The organism is Enterobacter sp. JJBC (genome assembly GCF_036936505.1).
Taxonomy (GTDB): Bacteria; Pseudomonadota; Gammaproteobacteria; order Enterobacterales; family Enterobacteriaceae; genus Enterobacter; species Enterobacter hormaechei_C.
This window is the reverse complement of the sequence record NZ_CP136935.1, coordinates 4302293-4327831: the sequence shown is the minus strand read 5'-3', so window position 1 is coordinate 4327831 and position 25539 is coordinate 4302293. Positions and strand designations below refer to the sequence as shown.

General features: G+C 53.0%; 22 protein-coding genes. 14 read left to right on the top strand and 8 right to left on the bottom strand.

The annotated features are described in order from the left end of the window. Positions 1-29: 29 nt before the first annotated feature. Positions 30-302, top strand: coding sequence for a barstar family protein (locus RY075_RS20790; RefSeq protein ID WP_003860424.1), 273 nt, complete (start codon positions 30-32; stop codon positions 300-302). A 59-nt stretch (positions 303-361) separates the two neighbouring features. Here the strand turns inward: RY075_RS20790 and yhcN are convergent, their stop codons facing one another. Further along, positions 362-625: a peroxide/acid stress response protein YhcN gene (yhcN, locus tag RY075_RS20785; protein ID WP_003860426.1), complete on the bottom strand. Its 264-nt coding sequence runs from the start codon at positions 623-625 to the stop codon at positions 362-364. 378 nt (positions 626-1003) lie between these two features. Further along, positions 1004-1474, bottom strand: a complete 471-nt coding sequence (gene argR / locus RY075_RS20780; protein ID WP_003860428.1) for a transcriptional regulator ArgR — start codon at positions 1472-1474, stop codon at positions 1004-1006. 397 nt (positions 1475-1871) lie between these two features. On the opposite strand from argR, the gene mdh reads away from it, so the two are divergent. After that, positions 1872-2810: a malate dehydrogenase gene (gene mdh / locus RY075_RS20775; RefSeq protein WP_003860429.1), complete on the top strand. Its 939-nt coding sequence runs from the start codon at positions 1872-1874 to the stop codon at positions 2808-2810. A 51-nt stretch (positions 2811-2861) separates the two neighbouring features. On the opposite strand, the gene degS is transcribed toward mdh, so the two are convergent. From degS to zapG, 3 genes are all read right to left on the bottom strand, one after another. Further along, on the bottom strand, positions 2862-3929 hold the full coding sequence (gene degS, locus RY075_RS20770; RefSeq protein ID WP_003860430.1) for an outer membrane-stress sensor serine endopeptidase DegS: 1068 nt from the start codon (positions 3927-3929) through the stop codon (positions 2862-2864). 92 nt (positions 3930-4021) lie between these two features. Beyond that, positions 4022-5389, bottom strand: a complete 1368-nt coding sequence (gene degQ, locus RY075_RS20765) for a serine endoprotease DegQ (RefSeq protein WP_003860431.1) — start codon at positions 5387-5389, stop codon at positions 4022-4024. Between the two features lie 170 nt (positions 5390-5559). Continuing rightward, positions 5560-5958 carry a Z-ring associated protein ZapG gene (gene zapG, locus RY075_RS20760; RefSeq protein WP_003860432.1) on the bottom strand — a complete coding sequence of 133 codons (399 nt, stop codon included), beginning with the start codon at positions 5956-5958 and terminating at the stop codon, positions 5560-5562. 189 nt (positions 5959-6147) lie between these two features. On the opposite strand from zapG, the gene zapE reads away from it, so the two are divergent. The 11 genes from zapE (at position 6148) to RY075_RS20705 (ending at position 16432) form a co-directional block, all read left to right on the top strand. Continuing rightward, positions 6148-7272, top strand: coding sequence for a cell division protein ZapE (gene zapE / locus RY075_RS20755; protein WP_003860433.1), 1125 nt, complete (start codon positions 6148-6150; stop codon positions 7270-7272). 292 nt (positions 7273-7564) lie between these two features. Then, positions 7565-7993 carry a 50S ribosomal protein L13 gene (rplM, locus tag RY075_RS20750; RefSeq protein ID WP_003860434.1) on the top strand — a complete coding sequence of 143 codons (429 nt, stop codon included), beginning with the start codon at positions 7565-7567 and terminating at the stop codon, positions 7991-7993. A gap of 15 nt (positions 7994-8008) precedes the next feature. Next, positions 8009-8401 carry a 30S ribosomal protein S9 gene (gene rpsI / locus RY075_RS20745; RefSeq protein WP_003860436.1) on the top strand — a complete coding sequence of 131 codons (393 nt, stop codon included), beginning with the start codon at positions 8009-8011 and terminating at the stop codon, positions 8399-8401. A 307-nt stretch (positions 8402-8708) separates the two neighbouring features. Further along, complete coding sequence (gene sspA, locus RY075_RS20740) at positions 8709-9347, top strand: stringent starvation protein SspA (protein ID WP_003860438.1); 639 nt, start codon at positions 8709-8711, stop codon at positions 9345-9347. A gap of 5 nt (positions 9348-9352) precedes the next feature. Then, positions 9353-9850, top strand: a complete 498-nt coding sequence (sspB, locus tag RY075_RS20735) for a ClpXP protease specificity-enhancing factor (protein WP_003860440.1) — start codon at positions 9353-9355, stop codon at positions 9848-9850. Positions 9851-10222: 372 nt separating this feature from the next. Beyond that, positions 10223-10900 carry a DUF1120 domain-containing protein gene (locus RY075_RS20730; protein WP_023323800.1) on the top strand — a complete coding sequence of 226 codons (678 nt, stop codon included), beginning with the start codon at positions 10223-10225 and terminating at the stop codon, positions 10898-10900. Positions 10901-11028: 128 nt separating this feature from the next. After that, entirely contained in the window at positions 11029-11733 is a 705-nt protein-coding gene (locus RY075_RS20725) for a fimbria/pilus chaperone family protein (RefSeq protein WP_023323799.1), read from the top strand. Between the two features lie 14 nt (positions 11734-11747). After that, positions 11748-14165, top strand: coding sequence for a fimbrial biogenesis outer membrane usher protein (locus tag RY075_RS20720; RefSeq protein WP_109948892.1), 2418 nt, complete (start codon positions 11748-11750; stop codon positions 14163-14165). Then, positions 14162-14728 carry an outer membrane protein gene (locus RY075_RS20715; RefSeq protein ID WP_023323797.1) on the top strand — a complete coding sequence of 189 codons (567 nt, stop codon included), beginning with the start codon at positions 14162-14164 and terminating at the stop codon, positions 14726-14728. The genes RY075_RS20720 and RY075_RS20715 overlap by 4 nt, the downstream gene beginning before the upstream one ends. Before the next feature lie 168 nt (positions 14729-14896). Next, entirely contained in the window at positions 14897-15562 is a 666-nt protein-coding gene (locus tag RY075_RS20710) for a DUF1120 domain-containing protein (RefSeq protein WP_023323796.1), read from the top strand. Between the two features lie 198 nt (positions 15563-15760). After that, positions 15761-16432, top strand: coding sequence for a DUF1120 domain-containing protein (locus tag RY075_RS20705; RefSeq protein ID WP_032607996.1), 672 nt, complete (start codon positions 15761-15763; stop codon positions 16430-16432). Between the two features lie 56 nt (positions 16433-16488). On the opposite strand, the gene gltD is transcribed toward RY075_RS20705, so the two are convergent. Next, positions 16489-17907 carry a glutamate synthase subunit GltD gene (gene gltD, locus RY075_RS20700; protein ID WP_017382721.1) on the bottom strand — a complete coding sequence of 473 codons (1419 nt, stop codon included), beginning with the start codon at positions 17905-17907 and terminating at the stop codon, positions 16489-16491. A 9-nt stretch (positions 17908-17916) separates the two neighbouring features. Next, a complete protein-coding gene (gltB, locus tag RY075_RS20695; RefSeq protein WP_047054288.1) occupies positions 17917-22377 on the bottom strand; it encodes a glutamate synthase large subunit in 4461 nt (1486 codons plus the stop codon). Positions 22378-23064: 687 nt separating this feature from the next. Between gltB and RY075_RS20690 the strand changes: the two genes are divergently transcribed. Next, the gene (locus RY075_RS20690; RefSeq protein ID WP_096888951.1) at positions 23065-24006 is read left to right on the top strand and encodes a TIGR01212 family radical SAM protein; all 942 of its coding nucleotides are present in this window, start codon (positions 23065-23067) and stop codon (positions 24004-24006) included. On the opposite strand, the gene RY075_RS20685 is transcribed toward RY075_RS20690, so the two are convergent. Next, complete coding sequence (locus RY075_RS20685; protein WP_022651918.1) at positions 23986-25488, bottom strand: helicase HerA-like C-terminal domain-containing protein; 1503 nt, start codon at positions 25486-25488, stop codon at positions 23986-23988. The genes RY075_RS20690 and RY075_RS20685 overlap by 21 nt on opposite strands. Positions 25489-25539 lie beyond the last annotated feature (51 nt).

Sequence of the window (25539 nt, the reverse complement as noted above, 5' to 3'; positions counted from 1 at the left end):
TGCCGCCCGCCTGTACCGGGTGGCTGGCAATGAAAATTTATACCTTTGATTTTGACGAAATTGAGAGTCAGGAAGACTTCTATCGCGAGTTTATTCGGGCGTTCGACCTGGAGCGGGGCAGCGTAAGCAATCTTGATATGCTGTGGGATGTGGTTACCGGCGACAGGCTGCCGTTACCGCTGGAAATCGAATTTACCCATCTGCCTGAAAAACTGCGCAGACGCTTTGGCGCATTGATTTTATTGTTTGATGAAGCGGAGGAGGAGCTGGAAGGGCAACTGCGTTTCAACGTGCGCCAGTGATAAAAAAGCCCCTGACCGGGAGGTCAGGGGCAAGTCGTATGATGAGATACGACGAGGGTTTATTTGTACAGTTCTGCGGTAGCGTGCCAGTGGTCGCCACTGCGCGCTTCGATGATGCGATAAGATGACGCACCCTGTTCTTCCGCTTTTTTGTTCAGCATTTCGTGCATGTCCATCGGAGACGTACCGATGGCACCAACAGAAACAGTCCCGATAGCCTGACGGGATTGTGCCTGTTCGGCATTAATGGTGTCGGCTGCAAACGCACCGAATGACAGGACTGACAGTACGCTCAGGGTAGCTACAGTGGTTTTAATTTTCATGATTATTTACCTCGTCAATTATTTTACTGGGGTCTTTGTTCTGTGACCCTCATCACAAAATCAAGCATACACTAATCACGCTAAAAATTAATACCAGGCTAATGGTTTCCTCTGTTATTACGTGTTAAAAAAATCATTTTTTATAACGCGAATGCATAAAAAAGGACGCCACAATGCAAGGTTTATGGTTTTTTCTTTCCTAAATCAAAGGGATAGATCAATTTGATTTTTTGTGCGGTTTTGCGGCAGATCATTCACTGAATGAATGTTAACAGGCGGTAAAAAGCACTATTTGCAAAAACAGCAGGCAGAGAAAAGCAGGGTAAAACGCGGAAGCAGCAGAATGATCCCCGCAGTCAGGCGCTACGGGGCAGACAATTACAGCTCCTGTTCGAACAGGACCAGAATCGCTTCGTAGAGGTCTTTCACCGAGAAACCATTTGCCGGGGTGGTAAAAATGGTGTCATCACCGGCGATGGTTCCGAGGATCCCCTCTGCTTTACCCAGCGAGTCCAGCAGGCGGGCAATCAGCTGGGCTGCGCCCGGGCTGGTGTGGATCACGACCACGGCATCGTTATAGTCGATGTCCAGAACCAGGTTTTTCAGCGGGCTGGAGGTCGTTGGCACGCCAAGTTCAGCAGGCAGGCAATAAACCATTTCCATTTTGGCGTTGCGCGTACGCACCGCTCCAAACTTGGTTAACATGCGAGAGACCTTCGACTGGTTGATGTTGTCGAAGCCTTGTTCCTGCAACGCCTGAACAATTTCTCCCTGAGAACTGAATTTCTCTTCTTTGAGTAGCGCTTTAAACGCCTTCACTAATTCTTCTTGCTTAGACGAGCTTCGCATAAGTCACCCGGAATATGACGATAGAAACAACATTATTATGCATGTGGATGAATTTTTATGCAAATTATCTACCTGGCGCCAGGCTGAAATAATGTTATGAAAGGGAGAGATTTTATCAGATTTCGTTATCGGAAAACATGCCTGGGTCACGCCGCGCAAATAACCTTAAAAGTAAATTAAATGTTATCAAAATGATGTTGTTTTGGTGGCGTGGCAGGGTGTATTGTAACCCCCTCTTAATTCGTTGTTGCCTACAGCCCGATAGTATTCAGGTGAAGGTGAAAGACGTGCGACCTCAAATTCTTTAGCGATGAAAATTGTAATTAATGACGTGCTGAATTATGGTCGCCGCAACGGAGTTACAGATACTTAAGTTAACCATAATAAGGAGTTTAGGATGAAAGTCGCAGTCCTCGGCGCTGCTGGTGGTATCGGCCAGGCGCTTGCCCTACTACTGAAAACCCAACTGCCTTCAGGCTCAGAACTCTCCCTGTACGATATTGCTCCGGTAACCCCAGGTGTGGCGGTTGACCTGAGCCACATCCCGACAGCTGTGAAAATCAAAGGCTTCTCCGGTGAAGATGCGCGTCCTGCGTTGCAGGGTGCCGACGTGGTGCTGATCTCCGCGGGTGTTGCACGTAAACCGGGTATGGATCGTTCAGACCTGTTCAACGTCAACGCGGGCATCGTGAAAAACCTGGTTCAGCAGATCGCTGAAACCTGCCCGAAAGCGTGCATCGGTATCATCACCAACCCGGTGAACACCACCGTTGCCATCGCAGCAGAAGTACTGAAGAAAGCAGGCGTTTACGACAAGAACAAACTGTTCGGCGTAACTACGCTGGATATCATCCGCTCCAACACCTTCGTGGCTGAGCTGAAAGGCAAGCAGCCAACGGAAGTGGAAGTGCCGGTTATCGGCGGTCACTCTGGCGTGACCATCCTGCCTCTGCTGTCGCAGATCCCGGGCGTGAGCTTCACCGAGCAGGAAGTGGCTGACCTGACTAAACGCATTCAGAACGCAGGCACCGAAGTGGTGGAAGCGAAGGCGGGTGGCGGTTCTGCAACCCTGTCTATGGGGCAGGCGGCGGCACGTTTCGGCCTGTCTCTGGTTCGCGCGTTGCAGGGCGAAAAAGGCGTTGTTGAATGCGCCTATGTTGAAGGCGACGGTGAACACGCGCGCTTCTTCTCTCAGCCGCTGCTGCTGGGTAAAAACGGTGTTGAAGAGCGTAAGTCTATCGGCACGCTGAGCGCGTTTGAGCAAAACGCGATGGAAGGCATGCTGGATACGCTGAAGAAAGACATCACGCTGGGCGAAGAGTTCGTTAACAAGTGATCTTGTCCCGGTAAAAAAAACGGAGCGCTAAGCTCCGTTTTTTTATGCCCGTCAGTTAGTGGCCGGGTATTCCTGGATGGTGACCTGGATCGTCAGCTTCTTGTCATTACGCATGACTTCAACAGGGATGATGGAGCCCGGGCGAATCTCAGCCACCTGGTCCATGGTTTCCAGCGCAGAGACCGCTGGCGTACCGTTGACGGAAAGGATAACGTCGTTCACCTGGATACCTGCATTGGCCGCCGGGCCGCCAGGCGCCACTTCGTTGACCACAATCCCCTGGATCTGATCGATACCACCGCCCTGCGTATGCATCGGTGCGATTTCACGCCCACCAATACCGATGTAGCCACGGATCACGCGGCCATCGCGGATCAGCTTGTCCATGATCTTGGTCGCCAGCTGGAATGGAATGGCAAAGCCAATCCCTTCCGGTGTTTCGCCGTCGTTGCTCTTGTCGAAGGAGAGGGTGTTAATGCCCATCAGTTCGCCCAGAGAGTTCACCAGCGCACCGCCGGAGTTACCGTGGTTGATAGAGGCATCGGTTTGCAGGAAGTTCTGCCGCCCTGACGGGTTCAGGCCGATTCGACCGGTCGCGCTGATGATCCCCTGAGTGATGGTCTGGCCCAGGTTGTACGGGTTACCGATCGCCAGTACCACATCGCCGATATGCGGCGTTCGTTTGCGATTAATCGGGATAGTCGGCAGACCGCCGGTGGCGTTGATCTTCAGCACCGCCAGATCGGTCAGGCTGTCCGACCCCACCAGCAGGGCTTCAAACACGCGGCCATCCTGCAAGGCGACGATAATCTGGTCGGCATCGTTAATGACGTGTTTATTGGTGATGATGTAGCCCCGGTCATCCATGATCACACCGGAACCGAGCGTGCGGATCTCCAGCTGGTTATGAGCAGAACTGTTAAGCCCGCGGTTATAGACGTTAACCACGGCGGGGGCGGCACGGCGTACCGCCTGATTGTACGTCGCAGGCGTTTCATCCGTGCTGTCGAACTGAGGAGCCGACAGTTTGTTGAACTGGCGTAAAGATGGCATAGCCACCAGCAGCAGACCGGCAACGATCAAACCAATGACAATTGAACGAAAGAGCTTTAAAAGCATGATGCGTGTGTCGTTAAAAAAGGAACGGTTTGCAGCATAACATGAGTTATCCGGACATCACACGCAGCGGCGATGCCCGGAGTCGCAAATGGTTAACGCAGTAAAATGTAGAGGGTATCGTTGCCACGGATAATTTGCAGGGCAATGACCGCCGGTTTACTCTCCAGCACCTTACGCATTTCGGCAATAGACTGCACGCGAGTACGGTTCACGCCCACGATCACGTCGTCCTGATGCAAACCTGCCTGCGCGGCCGGGCTGCTCTTCTCAACGGTAGTGACAGAAATGCCTTTCGTGCCGTTTTTAAGCTGACCATCGCTCAGCGTAGCGCCCTGTAGAGCCGGGGAGATCTGTTCTGCGCTGGCGGAAGAGGAGGTGCTCTTGTCCAGCGTCACTTCCACGGTCAGCGGTTTGCCCTCGCGGATCAGGCCCAGCTTCACTTTAGCGCCAGGCTCCGTGGTGGCAATACGCGAACGTAATTCAGCGAAGCTGCTCAGCGGTTTATCGTTCAGGCTGACAATAACGTCACCGGATTTCACGCCCGCTTTCGCAGAGCCTGAGTTGGGCAACACTTCGCTGACAAACGCCCCGCGCTGGACGTTAAGCTTAAAGGCTTTGGCGATATCGGCGCTCATCTCCATGCCTTTGATGCCCAGCAGACCGCGCTTAACCTCGCCAAACTGAATCAGCTGTTGAGACAGAGTTTTCGCCATGTTGCTCGGAATGGCAAAACCAATCCCGATGCTGCCGCCGCCTGGCGCGAGGATAGCGGTGTTGATGCCGATCAGCTCACCGTTCAGATTAAGCAGCGCACCGCCGGAGTTGCCCCGGTTGATGGAGGCATCGGTCTGGATGAAATTTTCCAGCCCTTCGAGATTCAGGCCGCTGCGCCCCAGAGCGGAGACAATTCCGGAGGTGGCGGTCTGGCCTAAGCCGAACGGGTTACCGACCGCGACAGCAAAATCACCGACGCGCAGCTTATCGGAATCAGCAATGGCGATCTGGGTCAGGTTGCTGGGGTTTTGTACCTGTAGCAGGGCGATATCACTCTGATCGTCACCGCCGATCAGTTTGGCGTCAAACTCCCGGCCATCGTTCAGCTGAACGCTGATTTTATCGGCCTGGCTGATCACGTGGTTATTGGTCAGGATATAGCCCTTAGCCGCGTCGATAATCACCCCTGAGCCCAGACCTTCAAACGGCTGAGCCTGCTGATCCGGCGCGTCTTCGCCAAAATATTTCTTCAGCTCTTCGGGAATACGCTGGCTTTGGCGTGCCGTCCCTTCCACCTGAACGCTGACTACCGCAGGCAGGACTTTTTCAAGCATCGGCGCAAGGCTGGGAATGGCTTCTTGTCCAGGCACCTGCGAAGGCAGTGCCGCACTGACGGGGAAGGACGCCGAGAGAGATAACCCGACACTTAACGCTAAGGCGCTCAACAGCTGGTTTTTTTTCTTCATCGATGCTGACTCTCGTATCCTGGAATGAAAAAGAACGGCCCCAAAAACATCTTGATGTTATTGAATTTTCAACCGCTGAACAATGAGGTGTTTGACTAAATAATAGCTGGGGACGGGAAGAAAGGACGGGCGCATAAGGTGCGCCCGTAAAATTTATTCAGGTTGTGCGATTAATCGCGTTTTACGCCACCGCGCAGCAGGCCGGACGCGCCGTCTGAATAGTCGCGTGGCATCTGAACCGGTGCCTGATCGTTACCGGCTTCAGAATCAGCCAGACGATTGCGGAAGGGGTTGGTCTCCGCGGTCATTTCCGGCAGCAGGCTGCTGGAGCTTTTCGCCATGTGCTGGTAGAGCTGGCGATAATCCGTCGCCATGTTGTCCAGCAGCTCAGCGCTACGGGCAAAGTGGCTGACCAGCTCTTCGCGATATTCTTCCAGTTCGGCTTTGTTCTTTTCCAGTTCGTATTGCAGTGACTGCTGCTGACGCAATTTGCGGTTACCGAAACGCATGGCCACAGCACCAATGATGATGCCGACGACTAAACCGATTAGCGCATATTCCCAGGTCATGAACTTCTCCCGTTGTCTTGTTGTTCCGTAGGGTGTTGGCTCGGCTCCTGCCTGTGCCTGATTATGCCACTATAACCGCTATTTCCGCAGAAGTGGAATCCTGACGTATCATCGCGTAGTGTAGAACGGCCTTTTTTTCATCAGCCACGCGCGCTGGTGAGGTATAACTAAAGGAATAACAACAACATCATGCAAAACCTGTCCCCTTCATCGCGTTACCAACTGGCCCTGAGCGAGGGCACACACCAGCCGGATGATGTCCAGCGTGAAGCGGTTAACCGCCTGGACACGATTTATCAGGAAATTCTGGCGAAACCCGCCGATGCGGTGCAGAGCAGTGGGCTGAAGGCGGCATTCGGCCGTTTACTGGGCAAAAAAGAGCCCACGGTAAACGCACCGGTTCGTGGATTATATATGTGGGGTGGCGTTGGGCGGGGTAAGACCTGGCTGATGGACATGTTCTACCAGAGCCTGCCCGGCACGCGTAAGCAGCGTCTGCACTTTCACCGTTTTATGCTGCGGGTCCATGAAGAGCTGACTGCGCTCCAGGGCGAAACCGACCCGCTGGAGATTGTGGCCGATCGCTTCAAGGCGGAAACGGACGTGCTCTGCTTCGACGAGTTCTTTGTTTCCGATATTACGGATGCCATGCTGCTGGGGGGCCTCATGAAAGCGCTGTTTGCGCGTGGGATCACCCTGGTGGCGACCTCAAATATCCCGCCGGATGAGCTTTATCGCAATGGTCTTCAGCGGGCGCGTTTCCTGCCAGCCATAGATGCCATTAAACAGCACTGCGACATCATGAATGTCGATGCCGGCGTCGATTATCGTCTGCGCACATTAACGCAGGCGCACCTGTGGCTTTCACCGCTGAACGCCGACACAGCCAGCGAGATGGATAAACTGTGGCTGGCGCTGGCAGGGGCGCCGCGGGATAACGCGCCAGCGCTGGAGATTAATCATCGCCCGTTGTCGACGCTTGGCGTAGAGAACCAGACGCTGGCCGTCTCGTTTGGAACGCTCTGCGTGGACGCCCGCAGCCAGCATGACTACATTGCGCTTTCACGTCTGTTCCATACCGTTATGTTGTGGGATGTGCCCGTTATGACCCCACTAATGGAGAGCGAAGCGCGCCGCTTCATCGCGCTGGTAGATGAGTTTTACGAGCGCCACGTTAAGCTGGTGGTCAGCGCCGAGGTGCCTTTATATGAGATCTATCAGGGCGAGCGCCTGAAGTTTGAGTTCCAGCGCTGCCTGTCGCGCCTGCAAGAGATGCAGAGCGAAGAGTACCTCAAGCGTGAGCATATGCCGTAATAAATGCGCCCCTCTCCCCGTGGGAGAGGGGCTGGGGGTGAGGGCACCAGACCGCACAGTACGCAACCCCGAAAAACCCATTCCAAATCACATTTAAGGGTCGATCTTTGACCTCAACTTCTCTATAATCTTGCGACCCCACGTTACGAGAAGGTTTTTTTCCCGAAACTTTCTATGTGTCGGCATGTGCTATTCGAAGGGGTAGGTTTGCCGGACTTTGTCGTGTGAACCTCAACTGACTAAACGTTTGGGTGTTCACCAACGTGTAACTTATTATTTGGGTAAGCTTTTAATGAAAACTTTTACAGCTAAACCAGAAACCGTACAGCGCGACTGGTATGTTGTTGACGCGACCGGTAAAACTCTGGGCCGTCTGGCTACTGAACTGGCTCGTCGCCTGCGCGGTAAGCATAAAGCGGAATACACTCCGCACGTTGATACCGGTGATTACATCATCGTTCTGAACGCTGACAAAGTTGCTGTTACCGGCAACAAGCGTACTGACAAAATGTACTACCACCACACCGGCCACATCGGTGGTATCAAAGAAGCGACCTTTGAAGAGATGATTGCCCGCCGTCCTGAGCGTGTGATTGAAATCGCGGTTAAAGGCATGCTGCCAAAAGGCCCGCTGGGTCGTGCTATGTTCCGTAAACTGAAAGTTTACGCAGGCAACGAGCACAACCACGCGGCACAGCAACCGCAAGTTCTTGACATCTAATCGGGATTATAGGCAATGGCTGAAAATCAATACTACGGCACTGGTCGCCGCAAAAGTTCCGCAGCTCGCGTTTTCATCAAACCGGGCAGTGGTAAAATCGTAATCAACCAGCGTTCTCTGGAACAATACTTCGGTCGCGAAACTGCCCGCATGGTAGTTCGCCAGCCGCTGGAACTGGTTGATATGGTAGAAAAACTGGATCTGTACATCACCGTTAAAGGTGGTGGTATCTCCGGTCAGGCAGGTGCGATCCGTCACGGTATCACCCGCGCTCTGATGGAGTACGACGAATCCCTGCGTTCTGAACTGCGTAAAGCTGGCTTCGTTACTCGTGACGCGCGTCAGGTTGAACGTAAGAAAGTGGGTCTGCGTAAAGCACGTCGTCGTCCACAGTTCTCCAAACGTTAATCCATTCTGCTTACGCAGAACGATTGGCGAAAAACCCGCTTCGGCGGGTTTTTTTATGGATAATACGCAGGTTATCCACAGTAACATTTCATATATCTTCTCTTTTTCCACATTTCCGGAATCCCCTCACCACAAAGCCATCAAAATCTGGTAAACTATCATCCAATTTTCTGCCCAAATATCGGTGAATACTCGATTTTTGTTCGATTCTTGAACAATGTGTCTTCTCTGGGATGGGCGATACATCATCTGGCTGGCCCCGTTGGGCTGGTAGCAGTAAAAATTCTGAATATACCTGGAGGTTTTCATGGCTGTCGCTGCCAACAAACGTTCGGTAATGACGCTGTTTTCTGGTCCTACTGACATTTATAGCCATCAGGTTCGTATCGTGCTGGCCGAGAAGGGTGTCAGTTTTGAGATCGAGCATGTGGAAAAGGATAACCCGCCTCAGGATCTGATCGATCTCAACCCGAGCCAAAGCGTACCGACGCTGGTGGATCGCGAGCTGACCCTGTGGGAATCCCGTATCATTATGGAATACCTGGATGAGCGTTTCCCGCATCCGCCGCTGATGCCTGTTTATCCTGTTGCGCGTGGTGAAAGCCGCCTGTACATGCAGCGTATCGAGAAAGACTGGTACTCGCTGATGAACGTTATTGTCAACGGTTCCTCTTCTGAAGCGGATGCTGCACGTAAACAGCTGCGTGAAGAGCTGCTGGCGATTGCGCCGGTATTTGGTCAAAAGCCTTTCTTCCTGAGCGACGAGTTCAGCCTGGTAGATTGCTACCTGGCTCCGCTGCTGTGGCGTCTGCCAACCCTGGGCGTAGAGTTCAGCGGTCCTGGCGCGAAAGAGCTGAAAGGCTACATGACTCGCGTCTTTGAACGCGACTCTTTCCTGGCATCCTTAACTGAACCGGAACGTGAAATGCGTCTCGGCCGAGGCTAATGACTGTGGAAATGTCACAACTTTCACCACGCCGTCCGTATCTGCTGCGCGCCTTCTATGAATGGCTGCTGGATAACCAGCTCACGCCGCACCTGGTTGTGGATGTGACGTTGCCGGGCGTGCTGGTTCCAATGGAATACGCGCGCGACGGACAGATTGTACTGAATATTGCGCCACGCGCAGTGGGTAACCTGGAGCTGGCGAACGACGAAGTGCGCTTTAATGCGCGCTTCGGCGGCGTGCCGCGTCAGGTTTCCGTGCCGCTGGCAGCTGTGCTGGCTATCTACGCCCGTGAAAACGGTGCGGGCACAATGTTTGAGCCGGAAGCAGCTTATGATGAAGAGGTTGCGAGCCTGAACGATGAAGAGGGCGGCGTTGGGACCGAGAGCGAAACGGTGATGTCTGTGATTGATGGTGATAAGCCCGATCGCGAAGATGATAACGATCCTGATGACGATCCGCCGCCGCGCGGAGGACGTCCGGCATTACGCGTTGTAAAATAACGCTAACTCAATTTTAATCTTAACGGTCAGGTTTATGCCTGGCCGTTTTTTTTTGGAGAAAATTATATATTTTTTAAATTGATCGAAAAATAAGAATATGAGACTGCATTTTTCGTTTTTTTTTTATCTCGAGAAGAATGGTTACAATAATAAACGCAATGAATAATTTAAGCGGGTAGCCTTGCGTAATACCCGATTTAATAATTCATGATTATTATATCAGAGAAACTAAAAGTATAAATTAAATTTGCTAAATTGCATATATTTATAAAAATAATATTATAAAGTTCCCCAGTGACAGCTCATATTGCAAAAATAGTTTTGTACCTGATGGAAACCTATTTTTAATTATCATATGTTAAGGATTAACGAATGAAAAAAGTTCTTATTGCCACCGCACTGTCTCTTTGCGTCGCTTCCGCATTTGCTGCTGATACCGCAGTATTGCAGGTAAAAGGTAAGCTGACAAATGCTGCCTGTACTCCAGAATTAAGTAAAGGTGGTGTAGTAGATTACGGTACTATTCACCTTGGTTCATTGTCTGCCAGCGCAGTAAACCAGTTAGGTCAGAATAATATCGATCTAACCATCACTTGTTCTGCTGCGACGAAAGTTTCGTGGACTATGGTTGACGATCGTGCAGAGACGAATGCGGGTTTAACCGTTAATAACGCAATGTTTACCGGTGCAAGCCTATCCAATTCTAGTCAGACCTACGGTGTAGGTAAAACAACGGGCGGCGTGAACATCGGCAGCTATGCAATGTTTGTTAAGGTTGATAGCGTAACCGCTGACGGGGCGACAGTTGATCCTATTTACACTCAGAATGGTGATACCTCCAAGTGGACCACGAGCACGAATGGTTCTAGTCAGGCTCAAAACATCCGTGAGTTTACTGTTGCAAAATCTGGCGAAAAAGTTCCATTGGCATTCCTGAGTGCAACATTCCCGCTGGTGACATCACTGGCTATTCAGGATACTACCACGCTGGCCATTACCGACGATACCACACTTGATGGTCAGCTGACTATCAGCCTGAAATATTTATAATATTTTAAAAGTTATAATATTTTAAAATCGGGATATTAATTAAAAAGGGAATAAACATATCTTGTTTATTCCTTTCTAACTACACGTGAACATGGAATGTTGTGTTGTGGATTAAAGGAGTGATAATTATGTCTTGTTTAAAGAAAACCTTACTGAAGTCCGTTATTGCTGCCGCTCTGTTTTCAGCTCAATTCTCGACGTATGCAGCAGGAATGGTTCCTGAAACCAGTTTACTGGTAATTGATGAGGCAACGCACAGCGGTACGATCAACGTCAAAAATACGGACAGCTTTCCGGCTCTGTTATATACCAATGTCCTTGATTTACCGGACGATCAGGGTTTAAAACTGATTTCCACCCAACCAGTGGTACGTCTGGAGCCTGGCCAGACCCAGCAGCTTCGTTTTATTTTACAAAATAAAGAACCGCTGGAGGCTGAGCACTATAAACGTGTGACGTTCGAGGGTATTCCGCCGAAAAGCGATAACAAGAACATTAAGATCGGATTTAATCTTCGTCAGGATTTGCCTGTGCTTATCCGTCCGGCGAAACTGGCGGTTGTTACCGATGCATGGAAGTACCTGGAATGGAACGCAACGGGTACAACGCTTACGGTGAAAAACCCCAGCAAATACGTTGTGCGTTTGGCACAAAACGTTATGACTCAGCCATCTGGCACCGCAGGCACGCTGCCTAAAACGTATATTTTACCAGGCCAAAGTATGACCGCAACGCTGAAGAAAACGGTGAGCGGCGATAATAAAGTGAAATTTTTCCCGGCCAGTCGCTACGGTGTGGAAGTACCGAGCTTTGTTTCAGAATTAAATAAATAACACTCAATAGGGATATGACGGTGTGTAAAAAAAGCCGCCTTGCACTTTGTGTCCGCGCTATTCTTTGCGGCACATTACCTCTGGTAGTCCTCGCGTCACCCTCTTTGTATGCGAGGGAAGTGACGTTTGATACGGGCATTATTCAGTCACGTGGATTAAGCCCCGATTTAAACCATTACTTTGCACAAGCGCCACGATTCTTACCCGGCACACACTCTGTACAGGTTAAAGTGAATGGGAAAGATCGCGGTACGGCCGCTGCACGTTTTAATGAAGACGGCGAGCTCTGTATTGATAAAGATTTTCTGGATTTTGCCGGGATTATGCCTGTCCCGCTCAAGGCTGGCGAAGCGTGCCATGATATCCGCAGCGATTATGCGCAGGCGGTTGTCAACGCATTACCAAACCAGGACGCGGTAGAGCTTTATTTACCCCAGGAGGCAATTAACAGTTTAACCTCCAATATTAAACACTTTCAGCAAGGTGGCACGGCGGGGTTACTGAACTACTCATTATTCAGTACCCGTAACGAATATGGCGACAGCGATAACAGCCGCTATTCGCAGGCTAGCCTGGAGGCTGGCTTTAATACGATGGACTGGTCTGTGCGCAGCCGTTATATCCTGACGGATGATGATGGCGATAAAAATGCGGAAAGCATTTACACCTACGCGGAGCATGTATTTGTTCCCCAGCGCCTGACCATGCAGGTGGGTGAAATTAACGCCATGTCCGGTGTATTAAGCGGCGTGCCGATTACGGGGGTGCAGCTCATGCCCACCAACGGCCTGGAAAGGGACGGGACTGGCGTAAGCGTATCGGGTATCGCCCGTTCCTCGCAGGCGCGCGTTGAGGTGCGCCAGAGTGGTCGTCTCGTCTACAGTACGTTAGTGCCGGCGGGTCCGTTTACCCTGGACGATGTGCCAGTTGTCAGAAATAACGTCGATCTCGACGTGACTGTCGTGGAATCAGATGGCTCTTCAAGCCACTTCATTGTGCCTGCTTCCGCAGTCAGAACCCGCAAGCTGGGGCGTCCGCAGGGATTGACCATGTCTGTGGGCCAGGTACGGAGTATTGACAGCGATTATAGCGATCCGCTGGTCGCGAACGTCTCTGACGGCTGGCGTATCACACCATGGATGAACGTACTGGCATCCGGCGCAGTGGCAGAAAAGTATCAGGCTGCGGGCGGCAGCGCGGAGTTTATGCTCTCTGATATATGGGGCATCACGACTACCGCTGCGGCAAGTAAAGAGCAGTTTGGCGACAGTAATAGCGGGCTCAAAACCGAGCTGCAAAGCGATTTAACGCTGGGTGAACACGTGAGCCTTTCCGCCAGCGCAACGCATTTTAGCAGCGGTTACCGCGAGCTTGCCGATGCGCTGGATGATGAATTTCAGCCTAATGATAATACTTACAGCGGCAACGTAAGTTTTGCGACAGGAATTGCGGGTACGTTTAGCGCAGGGTTTAACTACAACCAGAGCGCAAACTACGAGGACAGCCGCTACCTGCTGCTGTCGTGGGGTAAAACCTTTAAATATGCCAGCATCACCGTGAACTGGCAGAGCGCCGTCGGAAATACTGATGACGAGCAGGATGACGATATGCTCTACGTCAACCTGAGCATTCCACTCGGCGGCTCGCAAAGCCTGAGCAGCTATATGCGCAAGCAGGGTGACAGAACCACCTATGGTGTCGCGAACAGCGGCGCCATTGGCGATAACACCAATTATTATATCTCTGCGGATCGTGATAACGATGACAATGAGAATAGCTTTAACGGCAATATCAACACTAACCTGCACTATACCCAGTTGAGCGTTGGTGGGGGCAGCAGCGGTAGTAACCAGCGCAACTATAGCGCAACGCTGACGGGCGGTATTGCAATGCATAAAGATGGCGTGACCTTCTCGCCGTACGCTATTAAAGATACGTTCGCCATCGCTAAGCTGAACGAGCCGAAGAGTGGCGTAGAGATTTCAACGCCGCAGGGCACCATCTGGACCGACCATTGGGGACAGGCTGTGGTACCGGGGCTGAATGAGTGGCGTAACTCCCGTATTGAAATTGATGCCAATAAGCTTCCGCGAAGCATGACGCTGGCGAACGGCATTAAATACGTTGCGGCAGGGCATGCTTCCGTCAGTGAAGTCAGCTTTAAAATTCTGAATAGCCGTCGCGTGATGCTGCGGGTGAAGAGAGCGGATGGTACACCACTGGCGAAGGGGTTATCCATTGTTGATGAGAAGGGCAATTATATCGTCACCAGCGTGGATGACGGCCATGTGTTTATCAATGATGCCGATCAGCTGAAAGGGCTGTATGCCATGGATGACAATAACAATCGGCTTTGTCAGATTCACTATACCTTAAGTGATAAAAAAGATGACGAAGCGTTCTATGAGGAAGTAAACGGAGTATGCCAATGAAGACTCAGCGCGTAATCAAAGTAGCGACGTTTCTGGCGTTTTGTTTACCCGGTTTGACGCTTGCCGAAGATTGTCAGATCACGCTTTCTCAGCCCATTGTAGATTATAAACAGCTCAAGCGTGACGATATTGTTACGTCTCAGCAAAGCTGGCATAAATTGCCGGAACGGGAAGTTACCGTGAATGTGTTTTGTCCAGACAAACAGAAGCTGGCAGTGCTTTTACAGGGTAATGCTGGAGAGAAAGGTCGCTTCCGTTTTGGTCAGAATGGCGGTGTCGCAGTTAAAATTGATGATATGAATGTTGATGGCAAAAGCTATACCGTGGGTAAAACGGTTGATCAGCTTAACTTTACGCCGGAAAGCGGGTCGCCTTCGCCATTCTATTTAAGAAATAATGAAGCCGTCGTCGCGGTTGAAAATAACCAGGCCGTTACGGGCCAGCAGATGACATTTACAGCTACGATATTCCCTGTGCTTAATGAAAGTGCATTCAGTAATAATGCCGATCAAACAACGCTGGAAAGCGATTTAAGCTGGAAAATATTGCAAAATAATCCATAGGCAATGTGGTGATGATATCGTAATAACGTTATCTTTAAGCGTTGCAGGATTGTTTTATCACGAATGGTACGCCATTCAATTAGTAAGTGCGGAATATACAACCCATTCTTTACATGAATAAAAGATTGGGTTGGGTTTCCGTGAATCAATAATGTTAAGGATTAACAAATGAAAAAAGTTCTTCTCGCTACCGCGTTGTCTCTTTGTGTCGCTTCCGCATTTGCTGCTGATACCGCAGTATTGCAGGTAAAAGGTAAGCTGACAAATGCCGCTTGTACTCCTCAGTTAAGTAACGGCGGTGTCGTAGATTATGGCACTATCCATTTGGGTGAGCTCTCTGCAACAGCTGTTAACCAGTTAGGTGACAAAGATATTAACCTGACGATTACATGCGGTGCGCCTACTCAGGTTGGTTGGGTTGTGAATGACGATCGCGAGTCAAGTAAGGCTGGTATTAATGTCGATTTCAACGGCACAATGCAAAACATTTCTTACTATCAGTATGGCGTAGGTAAAACCACAGGTGGTGTGAATATTGGTAACTATATGCTTTTCATCAAAAATAAGAAAGTCACCATTGATGGGCAAGAGGGCGACGAAATTTTTTCAAACGTCGACTGGAATGGCTCTAAATGGGAATCAGGCGGTGCGGTTCGCAGCGACGGTATCTCCATTATCAGTGCCGCAACCACAGGCACAACGACCCCTGTTGCATTTACCACTGCGGTTTTCCCACTGGTTACCTCTCTGGCTATTCAGGGGACCGATACGCTGGCGATTACTGACGATACATCTTTAGATGGTCAGGCAACAATTACCCTGAAATACCTTTAAGTTATTTGGGTATTAATATCCCGCTCTGTCGTTGTGTAAGGCTATATTAGCATTTACGCTTACAGCGGATTATTTAGGTTTGAATATGTAGAGGGAGTAACTTCCCTCTTTGTTTAGAAAATTCTGTTTTTAATAGCGAGAGTAGCCCACTTTATTAAAAGCAGAAAGAACATTTACATTAACGTTAAGAATTAACAAATGAAAAAAGTTGTATTGGCTTCTATGCTTGTCATGTTTGTATCTTCTGCCTTTGCCGCAGACACCGCCGTACTGAAAGTCACAGGCGTTCTGACAAATAGCAGTTGCACCCCTGAAATCAGCGGCGGTGGCGTGGTAGATTACGGTACGATCCACCTGTCAGCCCTGAACACCACTGCTATTAACCAGCTGGGCCAGAAAGATTTCTCTCTTTCTATTACCTGCCCTGCGCTGACCAAAGCGGGCTTTAGCGTTTCTGACGACCGTACTGGTACTGCGCCAAACATTATGGTTAAAGATGGTGCGGGTAACGGTAACGATATTATTCAGCCGCTCAATATGTTTGGTCTGAATAAGACCGCAGGAAACGTTAACATCGGTAACTACACCATTTTCGTGAAAAACGACACGATTACTGCTGATGGTGCCACTGTTGGGGCGATCTACAGCGCAGACAACGGCACCAGCTGGTCTGATAACGGCACACTGATGGTTAATGACGGTAGCCAGATTGTATCCGTTGCTACAGTTGGCAGCACCGCGCCAGTTGCGTTTAAAAACCTGGTCATTCCGATGGCGGTTTCTGCTGCGATTCAGGATACCAATACGCTGGCTATTACTGATGATACCAACATGGATGGTCAGGCAACGTTTACCATCAAGTATCTGTAATATTCAGAAACTGGCAGAATATAAAAATAATGCCCGGCATTGCCGGGCATTATTATTTACACTTCGAGGAAGTTCATGATCCCATCAGCCGCTTTACGGCCTTCGGCAATCGCCGTGACCACCAGGTCAGAGCCACGAACGATGTCGCCACCGGCGAAGATTTTCGGGTTGCTGGTCTGGAACGCGTTGTCGCTGCCTTCTGGCGCAATGATGCGGCCCTGAGAGTCCAGCTCTACGCTGTGCTTCGCCAGCCACTCCATGCTGTGAGGACGGAAACCAAACGCCATCACCACGGCGTCAGCCGGGATCACGTGTTCAGAACCGGCCACGATCTCCGCGCGACGACGGCCTTTCGCATCTGGCGCACCCATCTCCGTGCGCGCCATCTTCACGCCGCTCACTTTACCGTTGGCATTCACTTCAATACCCAGAGGCTGAATGTTGAACTGGAACTCGACGCCCTCTTCACGCGCGTTTTTCACTTCGCGTTTAGAACCCGGCATGTTCTCTTCGTCACGACGGTAGGCACAGATGACATGCGCCGCATTCTGACGAATGGAGGTACGCACGCAGTCCATCGCGGTATCACCGCCGCCCAGCACCACCACGCGTTTGCCTTCCATACTGACGAACGGCTCATCGGCGGTCTCGCCGTAGCCCATTAGCTGTTTGGTATTCGCAATCAGGAACGGCAGCGCGTCGTACACGCCTGGCGCATCTTCGTTCTCCAGACCACCGCGCATGGACTGATAGGTTCCCACGCCCAGGAACACGGCGTCGTAATCTTTCAGCAGGTCGTCGAGCTGTACGTCGCGGCCCACTTCGGTGTTGAGTTTGAACTCAATGCCCATGCCGGTGAAGATTTCGCGGCGGCGGGTCATGACCTCTTTCTCCAGCTTGAAGGCCGGGATACCGAAGGTCAGCAGGCCGCCAATCTCTGGGTGGCGATCGAAGACCACCGCCTTCACGCCGTTACGGGTCAGCACGTCCGCACAGGCCAGGCCTGCCGGGCCCGCGCCGATAATCGCCACGCGCTTGTCGGTTTGACGCACACCGGTCATATCCGGACGCCAGCCCATCTCGAACGCTTTATCGTTGATATAGCGTTCGATGTTGCCGATGGTCACCGCGCCAAACTCGTCGTTCAGCGTACAGGATCCTTCACACAGACGATCCTGAGGGCACACGCGGCCGCACACTTCCGGCAGGGTGTTGGTCTGATGAGACAGCTCGGCGGCTTCAAAAATACGCCCTTCGTTGGCCAGCTTCAGCCAGTTCGGGATGTAGTTATGGACCGGACACTTCCATTCGCAGTAAGGGTTACCGCAGGACAGGCAGCGGTCTGCCTGTGCTTTGGCCTGGCCTTCTGAAAACGGCTCATAGATTTCAACAAATTCAATTTTACGGATCTTCAGCGGTTTCTTTGGCGGATCAACACGCTGAAGGTCGATAAACTGGTAAACGTTCTGGCTCATCTGAATTCCTTACTGCGCCTGCACGCGCAGCTCTGCTGCGCTACGACTACGGTGACCCAACAGGGCTTTAACATCGCTGGACTTCGGCTTAACCAGCGCGAATTTCGCAGAGAACGCCGGCCAGTTGGCCAGGATCTCTTCGCCGCGCGAAGAACCGGTATGCTGCACGTGTTCGGTAATTAAGCCGCGCAGGTGTTCTTCGTGGATGGCCAGAGTATCAACGTCCAGCACTTCCACCAGCTCAGGGTTCACGCGTTTGCGGAACTCACCGTCTTCATCCAGGACGTAGGCAAAACCGCCCGTCATGCCCGCGCCAAAGTTCACGCCGGTTTTACCCAGGACGCACACAATTCCGCCCGTCATGTATTCACAGCCGTTATCGCCGATGCCTTCCACCACGGTGATGGCGCCGGAGTTACGCACCGCAAAACGCTCGCCCGCACGGCCCGCGGCAAACAGACGACCGCCGGTTGCACCGTACAGACAGGTATTGCCAATGATGCTTGCTTCATGGCTGCGGAAGGCTGAACCAACCGGAGGACGCACCGCCAGCAGACCGCCCGCCATGCCTTTTCCGACGTAGTCGTTGGCATCACCGGTCAGGTATAACTCAACGCCACCCGCGTTCCACACGCCGAAGCTCTGACCCGCGGTACCGCTGAAATGCGCGGTAATCGGATCCGACGCCAGACCCTGATCACCGTGCGTTTGCGCGATGTAACCGGAGAGAGACGCACCCACGGAACGGTCGGTGTTGCGGATATCAAACCAGAACGTTTTGCTCTGCTTCTCATCCACATACGGCTTCGCCTGTTGCAGCAGCTGTGCGTTCAGCACGCCGTTATCGAACGGCGGGTTGTTCTCGGTACAGTAAACCGCTTTGCCAGGATGCGGCTGAGCGGTTTCCAGCAGCTTGGACAGCTCCAGCTTCTGCTGCTTGGCCGTGAAGCCCTCAAGCTCTTTCAGCAGGTCGGTACGGCCAATCAGATCCACCAGACGCTTCACGCCCAGCTGCGCCATCAACTCGCGGGTTTCACGGGCGATGAAGTCAAAGTAGTTAGTCACTTTGAACGGCAGGCCGTGATAGTGGTTCTTACGCAGCTTTTCGTCCTGGGTAGCAACGCCCGTTGCACAGTTGTTCAGGTGGCAAATACGCAGGTATTTACAGCCGAGCGCAACCATTGGGCCGGTACCAAAGCCGAAGCTTTCCGCTCCCAGAATCGCCGCTTTGATGATGTCGAGGCCGGTTTTCAGCCCACCGTCCACCTGCAAACGGATCTTGTGACGCAGGCCGTTAGCGACCAGCGCCTGCTGGGTTTCCACCAGGCCGAGCTCCCACGGACAGCCCGCATATTTCACGGAGGAGAGCGGGCTTGCGCCGGTGCCGCCGTCGTAACCGGCGATGGTGATCAGATCCGCATAGGCTTTCGCCACGCCGGTGGCAATGGTGCCAACGCCCGGTTCGGAAACCAGCTTCACGGAGATCATCGCTTTCGGGTTGACCTGTTTCAGGTCGAAAATCAGCTGCGCCAGATCCTCGATAGAGTAAATATCGTGGTGCGGCGGCGGGGAGATCAGCGTCACGCCTGGCACCGAGTAGCGAAGCTTAGCGATGTACGGGGTGACTTTATCACCCGGCAGTTGACCGCCTTCACCCGGTTTTGCCCCCTGAGCGACCTTAATCTGGATCACGTCGGCGTTAACCAGGTACGCAGGCGTTACGCCAAAGCGACCGGACGCCACCTGCTTGATACGGGACACTTTGTTGGTGCCGTAGCGGGCCGGATCTTCACCGCCTTCGCCGGAGTTGGAGTTGCCGCCGATGCTGTTCATGGCTTCCGCCAGCGCTTCGTGGGCTTCCGGGCTCAGCGCGCCGATGGACATCGCCGCGGTATCGAAGCGTTTGAACAGCTCAGACGCGGGTTCAACCTCGGCAATGCTGACCGCTTCCTCACCCGGATTGAGGGCAATGAGATCGCGCAGCGTCGCCGCGGGACGGTTGTTCACCAGCTCAGCATACTGCTGATAATCGCTGTACTCGCCGCTCTGCACCGCCTGTTGCAGCGTGCGCACTACGTCCGGGTTATAAGCGTGATACTCACCCCCGTGGACATATTTCAGCAGGCCGCCCTGTTCCAGCGGCTTACGTGCCAGCCAGGCGCGTTTCGACAGGTTAACCAGATCCTGCTGGAAGTCAGCAAAACCAGCGCCACCGATACGGCTGACCACGCCCTGGAAGCAGAGGTTGGCGACCTCGTTATGCAGGCCGACCGCTTCAAACAGCTTCGAGCAGCGGTAAGAGGCGATGGTCGAGATGCCCATTTTGGACATGATCTTGTACAGACCTTTGTTGATGCCGTTACGGTAGTTCAGCATCACAGCACGGTAGTCTTTGTCGATCGCGCGGGTATCTACCAGGCGTGCCAGCGTTTCGTAGGCCAGGTACGGATAAATCGCCGTGGCGCCAAAGCCTAACAGCACCGCAAAGTGGTGCGGGTCGCGCGCGCTCGCGGTTTCAACGATGATGTTGGCATCGCAGCGCAGGCTCTTGTCCACCAGACGCGTCTGGATAGCCCCCACCGCCATGGGTGCAGGCACCGGCAGACGGTTTTTCGCGATGTTGCGGTCAGACAGCACCAGCAGAACGGTGCCGTTACGTACCATCTGCTCGGCTTTGTCGCACAGCGCGTTCACCGTCTCTTCGAGGCTCGTTTCGGTCACGTCGAAGGTGATATCGAGCGTGTCGGCGCGATAGTGCTCCTCGGTCATGGTGGTGAGCTGTTTGAAATCGGAGTACAACAGGATCGGTGATTTAAAGGTCAGACGGTGCGCCTGGCCTTCGGCTTCACAGAATACGTTCATCTCACGGCCGATGCTGGTGGCCAGCGACATGACGTGGGCTTCGCGCAGCGGGTCTATTGGCGGGTTAGTGACCTGCGCAAACTGCTGACGGAAATAGTCGTAAATAATGCGTGGCTGGCTGGAAAGCACGGCAAACGGGGTATCGTCACCCATTGAGCCGACCGCTTCCTGGCCGTTTTCGCCGAGCACGCGAATAACCGAGTCCAGTTCTTCCGCGCTGTAGTTAAACTGCTTCTGGAAGCTCGCGAGGGTGTCATCGTCCAGCTCGCGGCTGCCCACTTCTTCGTCCGACAGATCTTCAAACGGCACCAGACGACGCACGTTTTTCTCCATCCACTCTTTGTACGGATGGCGGCTCTTCAGATCGTTGTCGGTTTCGGCGGAATGCAGAATACGCCCACCGCGGGTGTCGATCACCATCAGCTCGCCCGGACCGACGCGGCCTTTTTCGACCACTTCGTCAGGCTGGTAATCCCAGATCCCGACTTCAGAGGCGCAGGTGATGAGCTTGTCTTTAGTAATAACGTAGCGCGCCGGACGCAGACCGTTACGGTCCAGGTTACAGGCGGCAAAACGACCGTCGGACATCACGATGCCCGCCGGGCCGTCCCACGGCTCCATGTGCATGGAGTTAAAGTCGAAGAACGCGCGCAGCTCAGGGTCCATATCCGGGTTGTTCTGCCAGGCCGGTGGCACGAGCAGACGCATGGCGCGCACGATATCCATCCCGCCCGCCAGCAGCAGCTCCAGCATGTTATCCATGGAGCTGGAGTCCGAGCCGGTTTCGTTGACGAACGGTGCGGCATCGTGCAGGTCCGGGATCAGCGGGGTCTGGAACTTATAGGTACGGGCGCGAGCCCACTGGCGGTTGCCGGTAATGGTGTTGATCTCACCGTTGTGCGCCAGGTAGCGGAACGGCTGAGCCAGCGGCCAGCGTGGAACGGTGTTGGTGGAGAAGCGCTGGTGGAACAGGCAAATGGCCGATTCCAGACGCAGATCCGCCAGGTCCAGATAGAAGCGCGGCAGGTCAGCCGGCATACACAGACCTTTATAGATGTTCACCAGGTTAGAGAGGCTACAGACGTAGAACTCTTTATCGTCCTGGAGACGTTTTTCAATGCGGCGGCGTGCGATAAACAGACGGCGTTCCATATCACGCGGACGCCAGCCCGCAGGCGCGTTGACGAAAATCTGTTCAATACGAGGCAGCGAGGAGAGGGCGATTTCACCGAGCACCCCTTCGTTGGTTGGCACATCGCGCCAGCCGACAATCGACAGGGTTTCACGCTGAAGTTCTTCTTCAACGATGCGGCGTGACGCGGCAGCTTTTTCTGGATCCTGATTCAGGAACAGCATACCGACAGCGTAGTTTTTGGCTAAACGCCAGCCGCGCTCTTCCGCCACGATGCGGAAGAAACGATCCGGTTTTTGCAGCAGCAGGCCGCAACCGTCGCCGGTTTTACCATCGGCAAGGATGGCGCCACGGTGCTGCATACGGGCCAGTGCGTGAATAGCAGTACGCACTACCTTGTGGCTAGGTTCGCCTTCTATGTGGGCGATCAGGCCGAAACCACAGTTATCCTTCTCAAGGGATTTATCGTACAACATATCAGTGAACCTCCCCAGGCTCGTCGGGCTTCCCACTGAACTTTACCGTGGCGCACAGGCGCAGAAAGAGCATGGCGACGGGGTTAGCGTTTCATACGCGGACCTCGCATTCGCCCTCTTTTTCATCCTTTTGCGCAGGTAAACAAGTTTGAGGACTTGCTTCAGAGGGAATCTCAATTACTGCATAAATATGATGAGCAGGCCGCTCATCCAGAAAGCTTCCAGCGGATTTCCAACTTATCGGGAATTGGTACACAGGTCAAATGGCAATCTTATTTATACAAAAATGTGCTAAAGCGTTATTATCTAATTGTTTTTATTGTGTATTTAACTATTTTTACAACCGCTTAAAGCACCGGGCAGGTGCAGGGGAGTGTGATCTGACTCACTATATGAAAGCGGTATTATCGATGCAGCGTGCTGAAATGCAGATTTATAGCAGAATATTAATCTGGTGTTGCATTCAATGCCGCATAAAATCACTGTTTTTCAGTCCTGGCGCTATAAATGAAAAAAACCATCAGAACATAAGGAAAAGTAATTACGTTCAGGGTGAATGAAATGTCGGTAATCGTGATTATTTATTCAAATAGATAAAAGCCGTCCAGGGCGATTGATCCAGGTCATCGCCGACAGAGGCTAAAAATGGCAGGCTTGTCCCCTTTCTTCGGGACGGTCTATCAGATTATGCAGTTACAGAAATTAGTCAATATGTTTGGTGGGGATCTTTTGCAGCGCTACGGACAAAAGGTTCATAAACTGACGCTGCACGGCGGCTTTAGCTGCCCGAACCGCGATGGCACCATCGGGCGTGGTGGCTGCACCTTCTGTAACGTGGCCTCGTTTGCTGACGAGGCCCAGCAGCATAAATCTATCGCTGAACAGCTCGCCCATCAGGCGAGTCTGGTGAACCGCGCGAAGCAGTATCTGGCCTATTTCCAGGCCTATACCAGCACGTGGGCGGAGGTGCAGGTGCTGCGCTCGATGTATCAGCAGGCGGTTGCTCAAGCGAACATTGTCGGGCTGTGCGTGGGGACGCGTCCGGACTGCGTGCCGGACGCCGTGCTGGATTTACTTAGCGAGTACAAAGAGAAGGGCTACGAGATCTGGCTAGAGCTGGGCTTGCAGACCGCGCATGACAAAACCCTGCACCGTATCAATCGCGGGCATGATTTCGCCTGCTATCAGCGCACCACGCGTCTCGCCCGCGAGCGTGGATTAAAAGTCTGCTCGCATCTGATTGTCGGCTTGCCGGGAGAAGGGCAGCAGCACGGGCTGGAAACGCTGGAAAAAGTCGTTGAGACCGGCGTGGATGGCATTAAGCTGCATCCGCTGCATATCGTGAAGGGCAGCATAATGGCGAAAGCCTGGGAAGCGGGGCGGTTATGTGGTATCGAACTCGACGAGTATACGGTGACTGCGGGGGAAATGATTCGCCATACGCCGCCGGAGATTGTTTACCACCGCATCTCGGCAAGCGCCCGCCGTCCAACGCTTCTGGCACCGCTATGGTGTGAGAACCGCTGGACGGGGATGCTGGAAATCAACCGCTATCTACAGGAGAACGGCGTACAGGGGTCGGCGCTTGGCCGCCCGTGGGTTCCCCCGCTACCGGCGACGGCCGCCTAGCAGACTTCCCAGCATGCCGCGTACTATCTGGTTGGTAATCTGACGCGTCGCGCTTTTTGCCATGGTCTGAACCACGCCATCGCGTTTGCCACCGCGTGGCCCGGTGCTGCCGAACAGAATATCTTTCAGCCCGCCGAGAATGCCGTCGTCCACGGCAACAGATTGCCCTTTTGCGGCAGGCGCATCCTGCGATTCGGCAGTCGCCTGCACCCCTTTTTGCAGCATCTCGAACGCCGATTCGCGATCCACCTCGTCTTCATACTTTCCGTACACCGGGGAGTGGTTAATCAGGCCGTTGCGTTCATCGTCCGTTACCGGACCCATGCGCGAGCAGGGCGCAATCACCATCGCGCGCTCGACAACTGTCGGGCTGCCTTTTGCATCGAGGAACGAAATCAGCGCTTCACCGGTGCCCAGCGCCTGAATGGCGGTTTCGGTATCAAAGGCCGGATTGACACGCATGGTTTGCGCCGCGGCTTTCACCGCTTTCTGATCTTTCGGCGTAAAGGCGCGCAGGGCGTGCTGCACGCGGTTACCCAACTGCCCCAGTACGTTGTCCGGAATATCCGACGGGTTTTGCGACACAAACCAGACCCCGACGCCTTTGGAGCGGATCAGGCGGATAACCTGTTCAATTTTATCCAGCAGCACCTGCGGCGCGTCGTTAAACAACAGGTGCGCTTCGTCAAAGAAGAACACCAGTTTGGGTTTTTCCAGATCGCCTGCTTCCGGCAGTTGTTCGTACAGTTCAGAGAGCATCCACAGCAGGCTGGCGGCGTAAAGCTTCGGCATCTGGTAGAGCTTCTCTGCGCTCAGAATGTTGATGATGCCTTTGCCGCTGCTGTCGGTACGCATCCAGTCTTTGATATCCAGCATTGGCTCGCCGAAGAAGTGTTCGGCGCCCTGTTGCTCCAGCGTCAGGAGCCCGCGCTGAATGGCGCCCACTGAGGCGCTGCTAATATTGCCGTACTGGTTCTGGAAGGATTTGGCGTTATCGCCAATGTACTGGGTGATGGCGCGCAGATCTTTGAAGTCGAGCAGCAGTAGCCCCTGATCGTCGGCGATACGGAAGATAATGTTCAGTACCCCGGACTGCACGTCGTTGAGGTTAAGCAGACGAGCCAGCAGCAGCGGGCCGAGGTCGGAGACGGTGGCACGCACCGGATGCCCTTTTTCGCCGAAGATATCCCAGACCACCACCGGATTACCGTGCGGCGTCCAGTCCGTGATACCGATATTTTTCAGGCGCTCAAGCAGTTTTTCTGACGCTGCACCTTCCTGAGCCACCCCAGTTAAATCGCCCTTCACGTCAGCCATAAAAACCGGCACGCCAGTCTCTGACAACGACTCAGCCAGCTTTTGCAGGGTAACGGTTTTTCCCGTCCCGGTCGCGCCGGTGATCAGGCCATGACGGTTCGCCATCGCGGGCAGTAAAAACAGCTCTTTTTCCAGCGTCCTGGCGATTAGCAATGGTGTACTCATGATGCACGTCCTCTCGTAGTCCTGGGTGGAGTATAGGCAACCTGACGGCAA

What these genes read in the sequence shown, in the direction of transcription:
- RY075_RS20790 (WP_003860424.1), top strand. Translation starts at nt 30, where the DNA reads ATGAAAATTTATACCTTTGATTTTGACGAAATTGAGAGTCAGGAAGAC.
- yhcN (WP_003860426.1), bottom strand. Translation starts at nt 625, where the DNA reads ATGAAAATTAAAACCACTGTAGCTACCCTGAGCGTACTGTCAGTCCTG.
- argR (WP_003860428.1), bottom strand. Translation starts at nt 1,474, where the DNA reads ATGCGAAGCTCGTCTAAGCAAGAAGAATTAGTGAAGGCGTTTAAAGCG.
- mdh (WP_003860429.1), top strand. Translation starts at nt 1,872, where the DNA reads ATGAAAGTCGCAGTCCTCGGCGCTGCTGGTGGTATCGGCCAGGCGCTT.
- degS (WP_003860430.1), bottom strand. Translation starts at nt 3,929, where the DNA reads ATGCTTTTAAAGCTCTTTCGTTCAATTGTCATTGGTTTGATCGTTGCC.
- degQ (WP_003860431.1), bottom strand. Translation starts at nt 5,389, where the DNA reads ATGAAGAAAAAAAACCAGCTGTTGAGCGCCTTAGCGTTAAGTGTCGGG.
- zapG (WP_003860432.1), bottom strand. Translation starts at nt 5,958, where the DNA reads ATGACCTGGGAATATGCGCTAATCGGTTTAGTCGTCGGCATCATCATT.
- zapE (WP_003860433.1), top strand. Translation starts at nt 6,148, where the DNA reads ATGCAAAACCTGTCCCCTTCATCGCGTTACCAACTGGCCCTGAGCGAG.
- rplM (WP_003860434.1), top strand. Translation starts at nt 7,565, where the DNA reads ATGAAAACTTTTACAGCTAAACCAGAAACCGTACAGCGCGACTGGTAT.
- rpsI (WP_003860436.1), top strand. Translation starts at nt 8,009, where the DNA reads ATGGCTGAAAATCAATACTACGGCACTGGTCGCCGCAAAAGTTCCGCA.
- sspA (WP_003860438.1), top strand. Translation starts at nt 8,709, where the DNA reads ATGGCTGTCGCTGCCAACAAACGTTCGGTAATGACGCTGTTTTCTGGT.
- RY075_RS20730 (WP_023323800.1), top strand. Translation starts at nt 10,223, where the DNA reads ATGAAAAAAGTTCTTATTGCCACCGCACTGTCTCTTTGCGTCGCTTCC.
- RY075_RS20725 (WP_023323799.1), top strand. Translation starts at nt 11,029, where the DNA reads ATGTCTTGTTTAAAGAAAACCTTACTGAAGTCCGTTATTGCTGCCGCT.
- RY075_RS20720 (WP_109948892.1), top strand. Translation starts at nt 11,748, where the DNA reads ATGACGGTGTGTAAAAAAAGCCGCCTTGCACTTTGTGTCCGCGCTATT.
- RY075_RS20715 (WP_023323797.1), top strand. Translation starts at nt 14,162, where the DNA reads ATGAAGACTCAGCGCGTAATCAAAGTAGCGACGTTTCTGGCGTTTTGT.
- RY075_RS20710 (WP_023323796.1), top strand. Translation starts at nt 14,897, where the DNA reads ATGAAAAAAGTTCTTCTCGCTACCGCGTTGTCTCTTTGTGTCGCTTCC.
- RY075_RS20705 (WP_032607996.1), top strand. Translation starts at nt 15,761, where the DNA reads ATGAAAAAAGTTGTATTGGCTTCTATGCTTGTCATGTTTGTATCTTCT.
- gltD (WP_017382721.1), bottom strand. Translation starts at nt 17,907, where the DNA reads ATGAGCCAGAACGTTTACCAGTTTATCGACCTTCAGCGTGTTGATCCG.
- gltB (WP_047054288.1), bottom strand. Translation starts at nt 22,377, where the DNA reads ATGTTGTACGATAAATCCCTTGAGAAGGATAACTGTGGTTTCGGCCTG.
- RY075_RS20690 (WP_096888951.1), top strand. Translation starts at nt 23,065, where the DNA reads ATGCAGTTACAGAAATTAGTCAATATGTTTGGTGGGGATCTTTTGCAG.
- RY075_RS20685 (WP_022651918.1), bottom strand. Translation starts at nt 25,488, where the DNA reads ATGAGTACACCATTGCTAATCGCCAGGACGCTGGAAAAAGAGCTGTTT.